The organism is Microbacterium sulfonylureivorans, from assembly GCF_003999995.1.
Taxonomy (GTDB): domain Bacteria; phylum Actinomycetota; class Actinomycetes; order Actinomycetales; family Microbacteriaceae; genus Microbacterium; species Microbacterium sulfonylureivorans.
Genome location: NZ_RJAD01000003.1, coordinates 140586 through 158281, shown reverse-complemented (window position 1 = coordinate 158281; position 17696 = coordinate 140586). Strand labels below are relative to the sequence as shown.

The 17696-nt window shown below is 70.5% G+C and carries 12 protein-coding genes; 4 read left to right on the top strand and 8 right to left on the bottom strand.

All coding sequences use genetic code 11. The features are described from left to right. Positions 1-41: 41 nt before the first annotated feature. From EER34_RS14260 to EER34_RS14240, 5 genes are all read right to left on the bottom strand, one after another. The gene (locus tag EER34_RS14260) at positions 42-3650 is read right to left on the bottom strand and encodes a glycosyl hydrolase 53 family protein (protein ID WP_164743574.1); all 3609 of its coding nucleotides are present in this window, start codon (positions 3648-3650) and stop codon (positions 42-44) included. A gap of 46 nt (positions 3651-3696) precedes the next feature. Then, positions 3697-4614, bottom strand: a complete 918-nt coding sequence (locus EER34_RS14255) for a sugar ABC transporter permease (RefSeq protein WP_240642386.1) — start codon at positions 4612-4614, stop codon at positions 3697-3699. After that, positions 4614-6239: an ABC transporter permease subunit gene (locus tag EER34_RS14250; RefSeq protein WP_127475904.1), complete on the bottom strand. Its 1626-nt coding sequence runs from the start codon at positions 6237-6239 to the stop codon at positions 4614-4616. Before EER34_RS14250 ends, EER34_RS14255 begins: the two co-directional genes overlap by 1 nt. A gap of 79 nt (positions 6240-6318) precedes the next feature. After that, complete coding sequence (locus EER34_RS14245; RefSeq protein ID WP_127475902.1) at positions 6319-7551, bottom strand: sugar ABC transporter substrate-binding protein; 1233 nt, start codon at positions 7549-7551, stop codon at positions 6319-6321. A 146-nt stretch (positions 7552-7697) separates the two neighbouring features. Next, entirely contained in the window at positions 7698-9725 is a 2028-nt protein-coding gene (locus EER34_RS14240; RefSeq protein WP_127475900.1) for a beta-galactosidase, read from the bottom strand. A gap of 197 nt (positions 9726-9922) precedes the next feature. Here EER34_RS14240 and EER34_RS14235 point away from each other — a divergent pair, with 197 nt between their 5' ends. The 4 genes from EER34_RS14235 (at position 9923) to EER34_RS14220 (ending at position 14335) form a co-directional block, all read left to right on the top strand. After that, positions 9923-10939 (top strand): LacI family DNA-binding transcriptional regulator, encoded by a 1017-nt coding sequence (locus EER34_RS14235; RefSeq protein ID WP_127475898.1) that lies wholly within the window; start codon positions 9923-9925, stop codon positions 10937-10939. A 110-nt stretch (positions 10940-11049) separates the two neighbouring features. Next, positions 11050-12624, top strand: a complete 1575-nt coding sequence (gene metG, locus EER34_RS14230; protein ID WP_127475896.1) for a methionine--tRNA ligase — start codon at positions 11050-11052, stop codon at positions 12622-12624. 305 nt (positions 12625-12929) lie between these two features. Further along, entirely contained in the window at positions 12930-13820 is an 891-nt protein-coding gene (locus EER34_RS14225) for a TatD family hydrolase (protein WP_127475894.1), read from the top strand. Positions 13821-13822: 2 nt separating this feature from the next. Further along, positions 13823-14335 (top strand): NUDIX hydrolase, encoded by a 513-nt coding sequence (locus tag EER34_RS14220; protein ID WP_164743573.1) that lies wholly within the window; start codon positions 13823-13825, stop codon positions 14333-14335. A gap of 11 nt (positions 14336-14346) precedes the next feature. On the opposite strand, the gene EER34_RS14215 is transcribed toward EER34_RS14220, so the two are convergent. From EER34_RS14215 to EER34_RS14205, 3 genes are read right to left on the bottom strand one after another with little or no spacing between them, the layout of a single operon-like run. Continuing rightward, positions 14347-15651 (bottom strand): MFS transporter, encoded by a 1305-nt coding sequence (locus EER34_RS14215; RefSeq protein WP_127475892.1) that lies wholly within the window; start codon positions 15649-15651, stop codon positions 14347-14349. Between the two features lie 42 nt (positions 15652-15693). Beyond that, entirely contained in the window at positions 15694-16209 is a 516-nt protein-coding gene (locus tag EER34_RS14210; RefSeq protein WP_127475890.1) for a hypothetical protein, read from the bottom strand. Positions 16210-16211: 2 nt separating this feature from the next. Continuing rightward, positions 16212-17684, bottom strand: a complete 1473-nt coding sequence (locus EER34_RS14205; RefSeq protein WP_127475888.1) for a sugar porter family MFS transporter — start codon at positions 17682-17684, stop codon at positions 16212-16214. Positions 17685-17696 lie beyond the last annotated feature (12 nt).

Genomic DNA, 17696 nt, shown 5'->3' with positions numbered 1-17696 from the left:
CGCGGTCCGTCATCGGGTGATGACGGACCACGCGCTCGCGGCTACTTCCTGACCTTGACGCTCAGCTCGCCGCTGGTGGTCGTGCCGGCGGCGTTCGAGAACTCGACGCGATAGACGTGCGTGCCCTTCGACGCCCCCGCGACGGGAAGCGTCGCACGCTGCGCGCTCGGTGTCGCGGCCGCGAGCACGCCCTCGGCCACGAGCATCCCATCCTCGAAGAACCGGTAGGAGGTGGCGTTGGTGCCCCACCACAGGTCGGCGGTCACGGTGTAGGCGCCGTCGCCGTCGTGGTTGTCGTGGCTCAGCGTCGGCTTCGCGGGCGAGGCCTGCGTCACCCTGACGGTGACGGACTGCGTCGCGGACGTGCCCCGCGTGTTCACGAGCTCGCCCGTGTAGACGTAGGTGCCGTCGGCCTTGCCCGTGACCGGGACGCTCGCCGACTGGGGGGCCAGCCCGCCGTACGCGAGCGGCACGGTGGCGATCAGCGTGCCGTTCTCGAACAGGCGCAGCTTGGTGCCGTTCTCGCCCCACCACAGGTTCATCCGCACGGTGTAGGCGCCGTCCTGCAGGCCGGTGTCCCAGCCGTTGTCGTGCGACAGGATGCCCCGGCCGGGCGCCGCGGTCGCGGCATCCACGATCAGGAGCCCCTCCACGGCTGCCGCCAGCGCCTGGCGCGCGCCGTCGACGGCGCTCTGCGCCGGGCGGTCGGCGTCGAGGACGATCTGCGCGCGCTCCATCGCCGCGACCAGTGCCGCTGCGGTGCCGGGGGTGAACCCGGCGCGGTCGATGGATTCGGCGGCCGCGAGATCCGCGGCGAGCTCGCCCGTGTCGACGTCGGCGGCGCCGCCGCGCACCAGGCGGAACGCGTCGATCGTGCCCCACGCACCGGCGCCGAGCGAGAACGACGCCGACACATCGAGCACGCCGTCGGCGCCGACTTCGACCGGAGCCGTCGCCGCGGTCCGGAAGGCCTGCCAGCCCGCGAGGAACAGCGGCGCCTCCACGGCGTCGGCGGCGGACCGGGCGGCGAGCGTCATCGACGCGGCGGATCCGGCATCCCCTCCCTGGGTCACGGCGGAGAGCGAGTACTCGCCCGCCGGCAGGCCCGCCACGCGCTGCGAGAGCGTGAACGCGTAGGGTGTGCCGAGCCAGAACGACGCGGCACGGGCGCCCTCGGCGGCGTCGGCGGTGGCGCCGATCGCGGCGCCCGGTCCGTCGATGGTCCACATCGAGACATCGGATGCCTCGAACCCGGAGTTTCGGATCCAGTTGCGCTCGGTCACGGTGACCGTCGCGGTCGCGGCGAGACCCTCGTCGGTCGTGCCGGGGATCGTGTAGACGCCCGTGCCGGCGATCCACCGGACAGCGCCGGACCAGGTCACCGGTTCGTCCACGACGGCGCCGACGTAGTCGGTGACCGCGACCGTCTCGGGCAGGTCGATCGGGTCGCCGTCGGCGACCTCGACGGCGACGGGCGCCACGGTGGGCGCCGGCGCCTCGCCGATCAGCTCCAGCCCGGCGAACGCATCGTCGAGGAGCGCCAGCGCCGCTTCGACGACCTCGGCGGCCGGCGCGGTCGCCCCGAGGACGACCCGGCCGATCTCGACCGCCGCATCGAGGTCGTCGAGCGAGGGCGCGGTGAACAGATCACGGTCGAGCGCCGCCGCGCGAGCGACGGCGGCGTCGAGCGCGCCGGTGTCGGCACCGGCGGGCAGGTGGCGGACGAGCTCGAGGTCGTCGAACGTTCCCCATGCACCCGCCGAGAGCGTCGCCGCGACCGTCACGGTGGCGCTCCCGCCGGCCCCGACGTCCACCGCGCCGGTCGTGGGCGTCGACCAGGTGCGCCATCCCGACATCGCGAAGGGAGCCGACTGCGACGAGCCGGACGAGCTCGCCACGGTGACGCGCACGCTGCTCGCGGCATCCTCCCCGTCGCCCTGGAGAGCCGCCCGCGCGACGTAGGTGCCCGCGGCGAGGCCGTCGACGCGCTGCGAGACCGTGAACGAGTAGGCACTCCCGGAGTAGAAGTGGGCGGACCGGGCGCCGGAGTGCGGGTCGTCCGTCGCGCGGAGGGTGACGCCCGTGCCGGTGCGCGTCCACATGGTGACGTCGGTCGCCTCGAATCCGGGGTTGCGGAGCAGGTTCTGCTGCGACACCGTGATCGCGGCCGAGGTCGCGTGACCCGACGCCGTGACGCCGCTCACCGCGTAGGTGCCGGGACCGGAGATCCAGTCAGCGGCGTCCGACCAGGCGACCGCCTCCGGTTCGGTGGAGCCGTCGTTGTAGGTGATCGTCACGGTGGCCGGAAGGGCGACGGGTGAGCCCTCGGCGAGCTCCAGCGTGACTGTGCCGACCGAGGTCACCTCGCGCGGGGCGACGGCGCCGGTGCGGGCGTATGCGAAGACGTTGAGCGACTCGAGGGGCGTGCCGTCGTGCGCGAACAGGGCCTGGTTGTCCCACGCCGATCCGCCGAACCACTCGCCGGCATCGTCGGGGTCGTACTCACCGGCATAGCTCGACGCCCAGCCCGACCCGTGCGCCTCCCAGAGCAGCCTGTTTGCGGCGAGCTCGGACGGCGGACCCACCGGCAGCCACGCGGGCTCCCAGTAGAAGACGCCGATGCCGGCCGCGCCGACGTTCGCGACGGCCTGGATGACGTCGCGCACGGCGGTCGCCTGGCCCTGCACGCTCACCGGGTACTGCGTCGCCTCGGCGGGCAGGTCGATCACGTTGCCATGGCCGTCGCCGTCCTCGAGCGTGTACGCCCATGACGTCTCCGCGACCATGACCTTCTTGCCGTAGGTGTCGGCGACGTTCTTGAGCACCGACGTGAGGTTCGCGAGGGTGCCGTGCCAGAACGGGTAGTAGCTCGACGCGAAGACGTCGTAGTCGACGTTGCGCGACGCGAGGTTCTGCGCGTAGCCGGCGTAGCGGCCGGCGGACTCGGGGTTGGTGAAGTGGACGGCGACGAGAGCGTCGGGATAGACCTCGCGCACGGCGGCGGAGCCCGCGGCGAAGATCTGCGCCATCCCGTCCCACCCGCTGACACCGGCGACGGCGTTGTTCGTCTCGTTGCCGACCTGCACCATGCGCACGTCGACGCCGGCCGCGGCGAACCGCTCGAGCGCCTCGGCGGTGAACGCCTCGACCGCCGCAGCCTTCTCGGCCACGGTGGACGCGGCCCAGGCCTTCGGCGCCTGCTGCTTCGCAGGGTCGGCCCAGAAGTCGGAGTAGTGGAAGTCGACGAGGACCCGCAGGCCGGCCGCGGTCGCCCGCTCGCCGATCTCGACGGCCCGCGCGACGTCGACGGTGCCGCCGCCGTACCCGTTGCCGTCCGCGTCGAACGGATCGTTCCAGACGCGTACGCGCACGTCGGTGACCTCGGCATCGGCGAGGACGTCGAACAGGTCGGCGGGCAGGCCCGCGGCATCCCGGAACACCACGCCCGACTCCTCGAGAGCGACGGCGGAAGAGACGTCGACACCGTTGATGAAGTCGGCGGGCAGGTTCTCGACCCTGTCGACGACGATGCCGGCCTCGACCGGTCCGTCGTCCGCCGCCGTGGCCGGCGGTGCGCCCAGTACTGATGCGAGCAGTGCGGCGAGGGCGGCAGCGACCGCTCCCAGCCTGGCGCGCGGGGTGATTCTCACGATGTGTCTCCGATCGACGTTGATCTTCGCGACGAGCGCGACGGGTCTAGCCCTTGACGGACCCCGCGGTGAGGCCGCCCACGATGTAGCGCTGGAGGGACAGGAACAGGACGAGCACGGGGATCGCGGCGACCACGGCGCCGGCCGCGAACAGGCCCCAGTTCGAAGCGAGCTGGTTGGAGACCCACTGGTACATGCCGACGGCGAGCGTCCAGTTGTCCTCCGACACCAGGACGATCTTGGCGATGATGTAGTCGCCGAACGCGGCCAGGAACGCCAGCAGCGCCACGACCGCGAGGATCGGGGTCACCAGCGGCATGATGAGGCGCCAGAAGATCTGCGCGTGGGTGGCGCCGTCGATCTTCGCCGACTCGTCGATCTCGATCGGCACCGTGTTGAAGAAGCCGTACATCAGGAACGTGTTCACGCCCAGCGCGCCGCCGAGGTACACGCAGATGAGCGCGATCTTGGAGTTCAGGCCCAATGCGGGCACCACCTCGCCGAGCGTCAGCAGCATGAGGAAGATCGCGACGAACGCGAGCGCCTGCGGGAACATCTGGATGATGAGCAGCCCGGTGAGGCTCGTCCGGCGGCCCGAGAAGCGGAAGCGCGAGAACGCGTAGGCGGCGGCCGCGCCCATGAGCACCGCGCCGACGGCGGCGCTGCCGCCGACGATCAGGGTGTTGGCCGCCCACGTCCAGTACGACGTGGCCGCGAGCGACGCGTAGTTCGCGAAGTCGACGACGCTGAACAGCGCGTTGCTCGCGGCGAGCGTGCCGCGCGGATTGAGGGATGCCGAGAGCACGTACACCAGCGGGAAGACGGCGTAGAAGACCACGAAGACCGCGAGGACGTACTTCCAGCCGACGTCGAGCACCCAGCGGCGGCGTCGACCCGCGGCGCGGCTCGGAGCGGAGTCCGCAGTGGCCGGGGCGGCGGTCTCGATGGCGATGGGGGCGGACATCACATGAACTCCTCGAGCTTGCGGGTCTGGCGGAAGGCGAGAGCCGAGATGAGGCCGACCACGGCGAAGACGATGATCGACAGTGCGCTGGCCAGGCCGTAGTCGGCCGCCCCGCCGGAGACGCCCGAGATGTCGTAGATCGCCGAGATGAGGATGTCGGTCGACCCGAGCGCGTACGGGGCGCCGGGGATGGCCGGCCCGCCGTTGTTGAACATGTAGATGACGGTGAAGTTGTTGAAGCTGAACGCGAAGGACGAGATCAGCAGCGGCGCCGTGGCGACGAGCACCAGCGGGAGGATGATCGCGCTGAGCTGTCGGGTGCGTCCCGCGCCGTCGATCGACGCGGCTTCGAGCGTGTCGGCGGGCAGCGCCTGCAGCGCGCCCGTGCACACCAGGAAGTAGTACGGGTAGGTGAGCCACAGGTTCACCCAGATCACGGCGCCCCGTGCGAGCCAGGGATCGCCGAGCCAGTTGATGTCGGCGCCGAAGAAGAACAGGTCGTTGATCACGCCGAACTCGGCGTTGAACATGCCGCGGAACAGCAGTGCGGACATGAACGCGGGGAAGGCGTACGGGAGGATGTAGAGCGTCCGCAGGAAGCGCCGGCCCTTGAGCCTCGCATCGTTGTAGATCAGCGCGAGCAGCAGTCCGAGCGCGAACGGGAGCACGACCGACAGGATCGCGAACACGAAGGTCCACGCGGTGACGATCAGGAGCGTCTGGGCGAGCGCGGGGTCGGTGAACAGCCGCACGAAGTTGTCGAAGCCGACGTTGACGTACCAGCCGGCGGGGAGCTTCGAGCCGTCCTCCGCTACGAAGGTGCCGGTCGCGGCATCGGCCGTGTATACCGTGCCCGTCGCGGTGTCGGTGATGGTCTGGGCTCCGGCATCCCACACCAGTGTCGACTCGTAGACGGCGCCCGACGAGCCGTCGCGGGTGCGGATCGAGCCGTCGTTCGGGTCGTCCGACACCGGCACGCGGAGGTTCACGACCTCGTTCTGAAGCTCCTTGTCGGAGATGAGACTCGCGCGGGGGACGACGTTCCAGCCCGGCACGGCCGACGGGGCGCCGCTGTCGCCGATCTCGGCGAGCCGCGCAGGCGAGAGCGACTGCTCCGCCGTCCCGACGAGGACGTCGCCCTCTTCGCCGACGATCGCGAAGCCGAGCATCCCGGCGCTCTCGACGACGGAGAGCGGGTAGGTCGGCGAGCCCTCGACACGACGCTCGCCCTGGATGAGCGCGGCCTCCACCGCCTGCTCCTGCGAGCCGGCGTGCCCGGTGCCGTAGTTCGTGAAGGCGATGTAGGCCGTGTAGCCGAAGATGAAGACCTGGAAGACCAGGAGGAAGACGAGCCCGGGGAACAGATACTTCAGGGGCAGCGACCGCTTGGTGAAGTAGACGATGTCGGCGAGCACCAGCAGCACCACCGCGACGCTGAAGACGATCCACGACTCGGCGCGGAAGGCGCTGATGATCGCCATCACGCCGAAGGCGTTGATCAGGGCCATCAGGGCGAGCTTCGCGAGGAAGCCCCAGCCGGGTCCGCGCCAGCGGCGGCCGTGGGCCTCTCCGCGTTCGGGCTTGTCCGCCGTGACCGGCGGTCTGGTGGGTGCGTCCACCGACATCGTGTGCTCCTGTCGCTGCTGCTGCGGGATGGAAGGCCGGGGGGCGAGGAGAGGCACTCACCCGCCCCCCGGCGGTATGTCAGCCCCCGACCGTGGCCTCGAGGTCGGTGACCATCGTGTTCCACGTCGACACCGGGTCGGCGCCGTTGATGATCTGCGACTGGGCCGCGTTCCAGAGGTCCCACACCGAGCCCATCTCGGGGATGCTCGGCATCGGCACGCCGCTCTGGGCCGACGCGAGGAAGCCCGCGATGATCGGGTCGGACGACACCTCGGTCGCGAGGGTCGACCACGCGGGGATGCGCGGGTCGGCCTCGTACAGGGCGCGCTGAGCCTCCTCGGTGCCGAGGTAGTTCACCAGGAACTCCTGCGCGAGCAGGGCGTTCTCGCTCTGCGAGCTCAGGTAGAAGCCCTGCACGCCGACGAACGGCGCAGCGGCCTCGCCGCCGGCGGACGGGATCGGGTTGACGGCGACGTTCACGTCGGGGAAGGCGCTGATCGCCCAGGGGCCCTGGATCGTGTACGGCGCCTTGCCGGTGTTGAACAGCTCGTTGTTGATGTCGTAGTCGACGGTGGTCGAGATGTAGCCGGTGCCCGCCGAGCCGTTCGCGCCGAGCCACGTCGCGAACGCGTCGCCCGCCTCGCCGCCCATGCCGACCTCGGACGTGTACGAGCCCGAGTCGTCCTGAACGAAGACCGGGGCGCCGTACGACGTCTGGAATCCGTACATCGTGTAGCCGTCGCCGGTCTCGCCGTTGGTGTTGATGACGAACGGCCGCTCGGCACCCGAGGCGAGGCCCTTCTCGATCATCTCGTCCCACGTCGCGGGAGCCTCTTCGCCCACCAGGTCGACGTTCTGGATCAGCGCGATCGTCTCGAGGGAGTAGGGGAGGGCGTACAGCTGGCCGTCGTAGGTCATCGCCTCGAGGGCGACCGGCTCGAACTCCTCGGCCTTGTCGCCGAGATCGATCGTGTCGACCACGCCTGCCGCGACGAGGGCGCCGAGCCAGTCATGGGCGCCGACGGTGATGTCGGGGCCCTCGCCGGTCGGCACCTGCGCGATGAAGTCGTTGCGGAGGTCCTCGAAGTTCTTCTTCACGAGGGTGACGGTCGCGCCGGTCTCCTCCTCGAACGCCGCCGCGGCGGCGGTGATCGCGGCCTCGCGCTCCTCGTCGGTCCAGACGACGAGCTCCGCGCCCGTGCCGTCGATGGCCTCTTCGGTCGCTTCCGGGGCGGCGGTCCCGCCGCCGCAGCCGGCGAGGACGACCGCGGTCGCGAGCGCCAGCGCGCCGATTCCGATCTGCTTGCGCATGGTTCTTCCTTTCAGAGTGTGGTCGACGTCGGCTGCCTCTGATGAGGGCCGCACCGTTACGACCGGAGTGGGTGCGTCCCGCGGGTGCGGGATCGCTGTGAAGTTGTCGTGGTCCGCGATGACTCGTCGTCACGGAGCTGAACGGGTCAGCGGCCACCTCCTTCGTCGGTGCGGATGACGGCGACGCCGCCGCCGGCCACATCGATCGAGCCTTCGACCGGTTGTCCGGAGAGGAGTTCGACACCGGTGGCGGCGATCGTCGCGGCGTCGTCGCCGTGGTTGATCGCGACGACGTAGTCCGCATGCTCTCCGCGGCGGACGACGACCTCGACGCCGTCGGGGTGTCCGGCGGGAGCGACGCCGGCATCCGCGTAGACGGCCGACATGAGGATGCCGAGGCCCTCGGCATCCAGTCGGGTGCTCACGTACCACCCGGCGCCGTCGCCACGGCGATGACGGGTCACCGCCGCCTTCGCCGCGCCCGGTCCGTCGACGTAGGTCGCGACGATCTCGGCGCCCGAGAGGACGAGGTCCTCCTGCCAGGCGTCGCCGGCGAGCGTCGCCGTCGCGCCGTCGTGGCTCCAGCGGAGGCGGCACTGCGAGCCCTCGCGCAGGGGGAGGAACTCCTCGACCACGAGGCCGAGCGTGTCGCGCAGCGGCGCGACGAAGCCGCCGGGGTGCACGGCGTCGTTCTCGTCGACGATCGCCGAGAAGAACGAGACCACAAGCGTGCCGCCGCCGGCGACGTAGCGGTCGAGGTTCGCGGCGTCGGCCGCGCTCAGCATGTACTGCGCCGGCGCGATCACGAGCTTGTATGCCGACAGGTCCTGGCCGGGCAGGGCGAAGTCGACGGTGATGCCATCGCGCCACAGCCGCTCGTAGTACGCCCGGATGCGCTCGGCGTGCGACACGTCGACGGACGGGCGCCACTCGAGGTCCTGCGCCCAGAAGGACTCGAAGTCCCACAGGATCGCGACGTCGGCGACGACCCGCGACCCGCGGATCTCGTCCAGACGGTCGAGCGCGGCGCCGAGCGCGACGACCTCGCGCCACACGCGCGACTCGGTGCCGGCGTGGGGGATCATCGCGGAGTGGAACTTCTCCGCGCCGAAGCGCGAGGCGCGCCACTGGAAGAAGAGGATCGCATCGGCACCGCGCGCGAGGTGGGTCACGGAGTTGCGGGCCATCTCGCCGGGGCGCTTGGCGATGTTGCGCGGCTGCCAGTTCACGGCCGACGTGGAGTGCTCCATGAGGATCCACGGCTTGCCGCCGCCGACCGAGCGCGACAGGTCGGCGGCGATCGCGAGCCCGATCTCGCCCTCCGGGTCGGCCGCCCACAGGTAGTGGTCGTCAGAGACGATGTCGACCTCGCGGGCCCAGGCCCACATGTCGGTGGTCCAGCTCTGGTTCGCCATGAAGTTCGTCGTGATCGGCTGCGACGCGTGCGCTCGGATCGCGTCGCGCTCGGCGATGAAGCACTGGCGAAGCTGGTGGTCGGTGAAGCGTGCGAAGTCGAGGCGCTGCGAGGGGTTGACCACCGATGGCGCGGCGGCCGGAACGCCGACGTGGTCCCATTCGCCGTAGCGCTGGCCCCAGAACGTCGTGCCCCATGCGGCGTTGAGCGCGTCGAGGGTGGCGTACTTCTCCCGCAGCCAGGTGCGGAACGCCGCGGCCGACTGGTCGGAGTAGTCCTCGCCGACCGGGACACCGTACTCGTTGTGCACGTGCCAGAGGACCACGGCGGGATGCTCCGCATAGCGCTCGGCGAGGGCCGACGCGATGCGGACGATGGCCACGCGGTACGCAGCGGACGAGTGCGACGCCATGCCCCGGGCGCCGAAGCCCATCACGGTGCCGTCGCGGGTGACCACGCGGGCGTCGGGGTGGCCGGCGAAGAACCACGCCGGGGGAGACGCGGTGGGGGTGCCCAGGTCGACGGCGATGCCGTGGTCGTGGAGGAGGTCGAGGAGCTCGTCGAGCCACGCGAAGTCGAACACGCCCTCGCTGGTCTCGAGCAGCGCCCACGAGAAGATGCCGACGCTGACGAGGTTGACGCCGGCCTCGCGCATCAGCGCGACGTCTTCGAGCCAGGTCTCCCGCGGCCACTGCTCGGGGGTGTAATCGCCGCCGTAGGCGATGCCCCTCATCGCGGGCCAGGGGTACTGCGAGCTCATGACGCTCCATCGGGTCGAGTGCGGGTGGTTCGGGTCTCCGGTGTGAGCTGCGTCACGACTGGGACCGGTCACAGTTCTACCTGAGCGCCGAGCCGGCGACCAGTCGGAGAGTGACAACCGTTACGCAACTGTGACCGGTCCCAGGTTTTTCCCGTGTTCGTGCCCGATCTTGCCGAAACCGCTGTAATGTCCTCGACGTGGAGGAGACGACGACGGTCCGGCGCAAGCCCACGATCCGCGATGTGGCAGCGGCCGCCGGCGTGTCCCGCGGGACCGTCTCGCGCGTGATCAACGGCGGGCACTGGGTGTCTCCCGATGCCCGCGAAGCCGTCGAAGACGCCATCCGCCGCACCGGCTACACCGCGAACCACCACGCCCGCAGCCTCGCGACCGGCCGGGCCGGGTCGCTCGCGTTCCTCCTGACCGAGCCGCAGCACCTGCTCTTCGACGACCCCACGTTCGCGCTGCTCCTGCGCGGCGCCGCCGAAGCGCTCGCCCAGCGCTCGATGACCCTCGTGCTCCTCGTCGCCGGAACCCCGGCCGAGCGAGCGAACGTCGCCCACTTCGTCAGCGCCGGCCACGTCGACGGCGTCCTGCTGATCTCGTCGCACGAGTCCGACCCGCTGCTCGAGGAGCTTCTCGCCGCCGGCGTCCCCACCGTGTGCTGCGGCATCCCGCTCGGCCACCAGGCCCAGGTGCCGACCGTCTCGGTCGACGAGGTCGGCTCGGCGCGCGAGATGACCCGTCACCTCCTCGACCGGGGCCACCGGCGAATCGCGATGATCGCCGGTCCCCACGACACACCCGGCGGCCGGTACCGCCTCGTCGGCTTCCAGGAGGAGATGGGGGATGCCTTCGACCCCGCGCTCGTCGAGGAGGGCGACTACAGCCAGGAATCCGGCGCGGTCGCGATGACCCGCCTCCTCGAACGCACGCGCGACATCGACGCCGTGTTCGCGGCCAGCGACCTCATGGCCGCGGGCGCGATCACCGCGCTGCGCAAGGCGGGGCTCCGCGTGCCCGAAGACATCGCGGTCGCGGGATTCGACGACTCCGGGCTCGCCGCGACGCACGAGCCCCCGCTCACCACGATGCGCCAGCCGTGGGACCGCATCAGCGAGGGCATGGTGTCGCTCCTGCTCGAGGCGATCGCCGGCGGCGCCCCCGAGCCCCTCACCCTGCCGACGACCCTCGTCGTCCGCGAGAGCGCGTAGCACGGCATCCGCCCGTCCCGTTTGTGACGAACCGCCCTCGACGGGGCGTTCCGGGGGCCCACCTCGTCACAGCGGCCGGGCGCGGCATCCCGCCCGACTAGAATCCTCGGGTGACTTCCGGCCGATCCTTCTACATCACGACGCCGATCTACTATCCGAGCGACGTGCCCCACATCGGCCACGGCTACACGACCGTGGCCGTCGACACGCTCGCGCGCTGGCACCGCCAGGCGGGCGACGACACCTGGATGCTGACAGGCACCGACGAGCACGGCCAGAAGATGATGCGGGCCGCCGCGGCCAACGGCGCGACGCCGCAGGAGTGGGTCGACCGGCTCGTCGGCGAGTCGTGGTTCCCGCTGCTGAAGACGCTGGACGTGGCGAACGACGACTTCATCCGCACGACGCAGCCGCGGCACGAGGAGCGCGTGCGCGCCTTCGTGCAGGCCATCTACGACCGCGGCTACATCTACGCGGGCGAGTTCGAGGCGCTGTACTGCGTCGGCTGCGAGGAGTTCAAGACCGAGTCCGAGATCGTCGACGGCACGGGGCCCTTCGAGGGCCTCAAGGTGTGCGCGATCCACTCGAAGCCTCTCGAGCTGCTGCAGGAGAAGAACTACTTCTTCAAGCTGAGCGAGTTCCAGGACAAACTGCTCGAGCTCTACTCGGGCGGCGACTTCATCCGTCCGGAGTCGGCACGCAACGAGGTCGTCTCGTTCGTGAAGAACGGGCTGAAGGACCTCTCGATCTCGCGGTCGACCTTCGACTGGGGCATCAAGGTGCCGTGGGACGAGTCGCACGTCATCTACGTGTGGGTCGACGCCCTGCTCAACTACGCCACCGCGGTCGGGTATGGGAGCGACCCGGAGGAGTTCGCGCGCCGCTGGCCCGCGTACCACGTCGTCGGCAAGGACATCCTGCGCTTCCACGCGGTCATCTGGCCCGCGATGCTGATGGCCGCGGGGGTCGACGTGCCCAAGGGCGTGTTCGCGCACGGCTGGCTGCTCGTCGGCGGCGAGAAGATGTCGAAGTCGAAGCTCACCGGCATCGCACCGACCGAGATCACCGACGTCTTCGGCTCCGACGCCTACCGGTTCTACTTCCTGTCGGCGATCGCCTTCGGCCAGGACGGCTCGTTCTCGTGGGAGGACCTGTCCGCCCGCTACCAGGCCGAGCTCGCCAACGGGTTCGGCAACCTCGCCTCGCGCACGACGGCGATGATCGAGCGCTACTTCGAGGGCATCGTGCCCCCCGCGGGCACCTACACCGAGGCCGACCTGCGCATCCAGCGGACGGTGGCGGATGCCGCGACCGCCGCCGACGCGGCGATCGAGCGCTTCCGCATCGACGAGGCGATCTCCTCGATCTGGACGATCGTCGACGCGCTGAACCTGTACATCACGGAGAACGAGCCGTGGGTGCTGGCCAAGGACGACGCGCAGCGGGGGCGCCTCGGCACTGTGCTCTACACGGCGGCCGAGGGGCTCCGTGCGCTCGCCGTGCTGCTGTCGCCGGTCATGCCGATCGCGACCGAGAGGCTGTGGATCGCGCTCGGCGCCGCCGAGTCGCTCGGGCGCCTGCTCGACCAGCCGATCCGCGAGGCGGGTGCCTGGGGCGTGCTGAGGCCCGGCACCTCGGTGAACGGTCTGGCGCCGCTGTTCCCCCGCGTCGAGCAGACCGCCTGACCTGACCTGACCTGACCTGACCTGACCTGACCTGACCTGACCTGACCGGCCCCCGGCATCCGTGTCCCCTTTCGTCCGCATCGTGTCCCACTTCGACCCGGATTCGGGCCGCTTGAGCGGTACGAAACGGGACATGGGTGCGAGGGGCAGGACGGAGTCCGGGCGCGCGGAGCGGGCGAGCTGGCGAGCGGGCATCGAGAGCGCGTGACGGGGGAGTGGGCCACGGGGCGTGGGCCGCGGGGAATGGATAACGGGGAGTGGGCAACGGAGGATGGCGGTCATAAGAAGCGTGAAGAGGGCTGCGAATGAGTGACACCGATCCGAGCAACTACGTCCGCACCCGCTCGCAGGACGGACGCGGCGACGTGCGCTGGCCCGCCGCGCCCGAGCCGCTCGCGGTGCCGGTGTACGACAACCACGCCCACCTCGAGATCGAGGACGGCGACGAGCCGCTGACCCTCGACGTGCAGCTGGAGCGGGCCGTCGACGTCGGGGTGATCGGCGTGGTGCAGGCCGGTGGCGACATCGAGTCGAGCCGGTGGTCGGCGTGGGCCGCGGCATCCCACCCCCGTGTGCTCGCCGCCGTGGCCATCCACCCCAACGAGGCGCCGGCGTACGAGGAGGCCGGACGCCTCGACGAGGCGATCGCGGTGATCGACGAACTCGCCGCGCAGCCGCGGGTCCGGGCGATCGGCGAGACGGGCCTGGACTTCTTCCGCACGGAGAAGGACGGCTTCGCGGCGCAGTTCCGCTCGTTCGAGGCCCACATCGACCTGGCGAAGAAGCACGGACTCGCCATGCAGATCCACGACCGCGACGCCCACGACGCGGTGCTCGACACGCTCGACCGGGTCGGCGCGCCCGACCGCACGGTGTTCCACTGCTTCTCGGGCGACGACGCGATGGCGCGGATCGCCGCCGAGCGCGGCTACTACCTGTCGTTCGCGGGCAACGTGACGTTCAAGAACGCCCAGAACCTCCGGGATGCCCTCGCCGTGACGCCGCTCGAGCGGATCCTGGTGGAGACGGATGCCCCGTTCCTCACGCCCATCCCGCACCGCGGTCGTCCCAACGCGCCGTACCTCGTGCCGGTGACGGTGCGGTTCATGGCCGCCGAGCTCGGCGTCGACCTCGATGCCTTCTGCGTGCAGCTCGCCGCGAACACCGTGGCCGTCTACGGGTCGTTCGAGGGCTGAGCGTGGACGGCGAGCTGTGGGACGTGACGGATGCCGCGGGCACGCCGACCGGTGTCACGCACCGCCGAGGCGACCCTGACTTCCCGGCGGGCAGGTTCCACGTCGTCGCATCGGTGTGCGTCGTGCGGGGCGACGGCCTCGTGCTGATCACGCGCCGCGCCGCGGAGAAGGACTGGCCGCTTGCGTGGGAGTTCCCGGCCGGGAGCGCGCTGGCCGGTGAGACGAGCGTCGAGGGAGCCGTGCGCGAACTCGCCGAAGAGACCGGTGTGCGCGTCGAGGGCGCCGATCTGCAGTTCGTCGGCCGCGTGGTCGAGGAGACGGCGCTCTTCGACTTCTACGTCACGTTCCTGCCCGGCGACCCGGTGCTCGAGCTGGATCCCGAGGAGGTCTGCGAGAGCGCGTGGGTCCCGCTCGCGCAAGCCCTGCGGCGGAGCGACGACGGTGAGATGGCCGGACCGTGGACGCCGCGACTCGCGCAGCTCGGCGCCCGGCTCGAAGAGCTCGTCGATCCGTAGACCGGCGTGACTCAGTCGGGGAGCGGCATGCCCCCGGCGCCGGGTTCGCTCTCGCGGTCGATCTCGGCGGCGGACTCCGCGTCGAGGACCGGCTTCGCCGCGGCGATGTGCGAGATCGACCGCCACACCAGCGCGAGTGTGATGGCCGACCCGCCGAAGGCGAACCACCACGGCGCCGTCAGCCCCCAGGTCTGGGCGATGATCCCGCCGAGGAACTGCCCGATCACCAGGCCGCCGAACACTCCCACCATGTTCACCGAGGCGATGCGGCCCTGCAGCTCCATCGGCACGAGCCGCTGGCGCACGGTCGTCGAGATGGTGCCCCACACGAAGGCGTACAGACCGAAGCCGAACATGATGACGAAGGCGACCGCCGGCGACGTGGTCAGCGCGAAGCCGAGGTGCATGAGCACCTCCAGCGACAGGCAGACCCGCATGAGCGTCGCGAACGACACGTGCTTCTCGAGCCACCCGAAGCCGAAGATCGCGATGAAGCCGCCGAGCGCCGAGGCGGTCGTCAGTGCGCCGTACCCGACCGGCCCCATGCCGAGGTACTCGGTGGCGTAGAGGACGAGGACGCCCCACGGAGCCGCCCAGGTGACGTTGAAGACCAGGATGATGATCACGAGCGTCCGCACCGGCGCGTTGTGGCGCAGCCATCGCAGACCCTCGCGGATCGCATGCACCTTCGTCCCGGAGGGCGACTCCGGATGCTCGGGTACCGGCGTGCGCGCGATGCGTGAGATGAGCAGCACGGCCAGCGCCACGCAGACCACCTGCAGCACGAACGGCCAGAAGGACCCGAGTGCGAACAGGAACGCGCCGAGCGGCGGTCCGGCGAGCTGATTCGCGACGAGGAAGCCGGCCTGCATCCGTGCGTTGCCGATCCCGAGATCGTCGGGCGTCACGAGCATCGGCAGCAGTGTGCTCCCGGCCGAGTCGGCGAACACCTCCGCCGTGCCGTAGAGGAACGCCGTCGCGAGGACGAGCCACACGGTCGCCTGGCCGGTGATGAGGAACACCACGAGGGCGAGCACCACCACCGCCCGCAGGCCGTTGGCGAGCATGACGAGGCGGCGGCGGTCGTGGTGGTCGGCGACCGCTCCGGCGAGCAGACCGAACAGGAGCCACGGCAGGAACTGCATCATCGCGCCGGCGGCGACGAGGATCGGCGACGAAGTGAGCGAGGCGATGAGCAGCGGCGCCGCGGCGATCGCGATGCCGTCGCCGAGGTTGCTGGTCCACGACGAGGCGAGGAGCCACCGGAAGTCCCGCCCCATCCGGCGGGGTGCGATCAGATCGCCGAGCGAAGGCATCCCACGATCCTACGAGGGCCCGTGGACGTTCGGATGCCGCGCTCAGCCGGTCGCGGGGTGGCGGACGGGGCCGTCCGCGCAGGCGGCGGTGGTGGCCGCTTCGCCCTCGAGGCACGCACCATCCACGAGCGCGCGACCTGCGACCGGGTCTTCCAGCTCCACCTCGACCATGACGGCGTCGTTCCCCGGACACTCGTACATGCCGTCGCCGAGCGGCTCGACGTCGACCTGGATCACGATCTGGCCGACTTCAAACGTCACCCGTGGGGCGAGCACCTCGCCCGTCTCGCCGCTTGCGCAGCCGAGTCTCGTCACCGCGATCGCCAGCGTCGTCGTGGTCGCCTCGATCTCGTCGGGCGCCAAGAGCTGCCACGTCGCCGTGTCGCCGTGCTCCTGCGCGCGGGGCGACGCACTCGGCGACACGCTCGATGAGGGGCCGGCCGCCCCGGGGTCCTCCGCTTGACGCATCGCGACGCAGCCGGAAACGGCCAGTGCCGTGGCGACGGCCAGGGCTGCGACGCCGATGAGCGACGTCGTGCGTCCGATTCGACCGCGCATGGTCACGCCGGATCGGCGGCCTCGGTGTGCGCGCCCTTGTGCGTGAACAGCGTCTCGGTCTGCTCGATGTCCATCCCCTTCGTCTCGGGGATGCGGAACAGGACGTAGAAGAACGACAGCGCCGCGAACAGCGCGTACATGCCGTAGGTGAGGGGCAGCGACCAGGACGACATTGCGGGGAACGAGATCGTGATGAGGAAGTTGGCGATCCACTGTGCACCGGCCGCGACACCCAGCGCCTTCGCGCGGATGCGGCTCGGGAAGATCTCACCCAGGAGCACCCAGACGAGGGGTCCCCAGGATGCGCCGAACCCGACGACGAAGACGTTCGCCGCGACCAGGGCGATCGGCCCCCACGGTGCGGGGAGGGTGACCGCGCCGTCGGCGGCGGTCTCGGAGAACACGAACGAGATCGCCATCAGCCCGAGCGAGACGGCCATCATGACCGAACCGGTCAGCAGGATCGGCTTCCGGCCGACACGATCGACGAGGAAGATCGCGATGAGCGTCACGAGAACGTTGGTGATCGAGGTGGCGACGCTGATCGTGAACGAGTCGCTCTCGTCGAAGCCGACCGACTGCCAGAGGCTCGTCGAGTAGTAGAAGATCACGTTGATGCCGACGAACTGCTGGAACACCGACAGGATGATGCCGACCCAGACGATCCGCTGCAGGCCCAGCACCGGACCCCGCAGCGAGACGCCGGCATTCTTGCGATCCGTCTCTATCGCGGTCTGCAGATCGCGCATGGTGTGGTCGAGGTCTGCGGCCGGGACGAGCCGCGAGAAGATCTCCTTCGCCTCGTCGTAGCGGCCCTTCGCGATCAGGTAGCGAGGGGACTCCGGCAGCGTGAAGGACAGGATGCCGTACACGGCCGACGGGATGACTCCGACGAGGAACATCCACCGCCACGCCTCGAGGCCGAGCCACAGCACGTTGTCGGCGCCGCCGGCGGTGTTGGCCAGCAGGGCGTCCGAGAGCAGGGCGGCGAAGATGCCGAGCGTGATCGCCAGCTGCTGCAGCGACGCCAGGCCGCCGCGGATCTGCCGCGGCGCGATCTCCGCGATGTAGGCCGGGGCGATGACCGACGCGATGCCGATGCCGAGGCCGCCGATCACGCGCCACAGGGCGAGGTCCCACGCCGAGAAGGCGAGGCCGGCGCCGATGGACGAGACGAAGAACATGACGGCGCCGAGGAACATCACCCGGAGGCGCCCCCAGCGATCGGACAGGTTGCCCGCCATGAGCGCTCCGACCGCGCACCCGAGCAGGGCGATCGCGACGACGAAGCCGGTGATGACGTCGTTGAGTGCGAAGTCCTGCGAGATCGAGTCGACTGCGCCGTTGATGACCGACGAGTCGAAGCCGAACAGGAACCCGCCGACCGCGGCCGCGACGGACAGGCCGATCGCGCGTCGGCCGTACGGGCTCTTGATCGAGAATGCGTCCGCGGGAATCGATCCGGTGCCGTTCATGCTCACGAACCT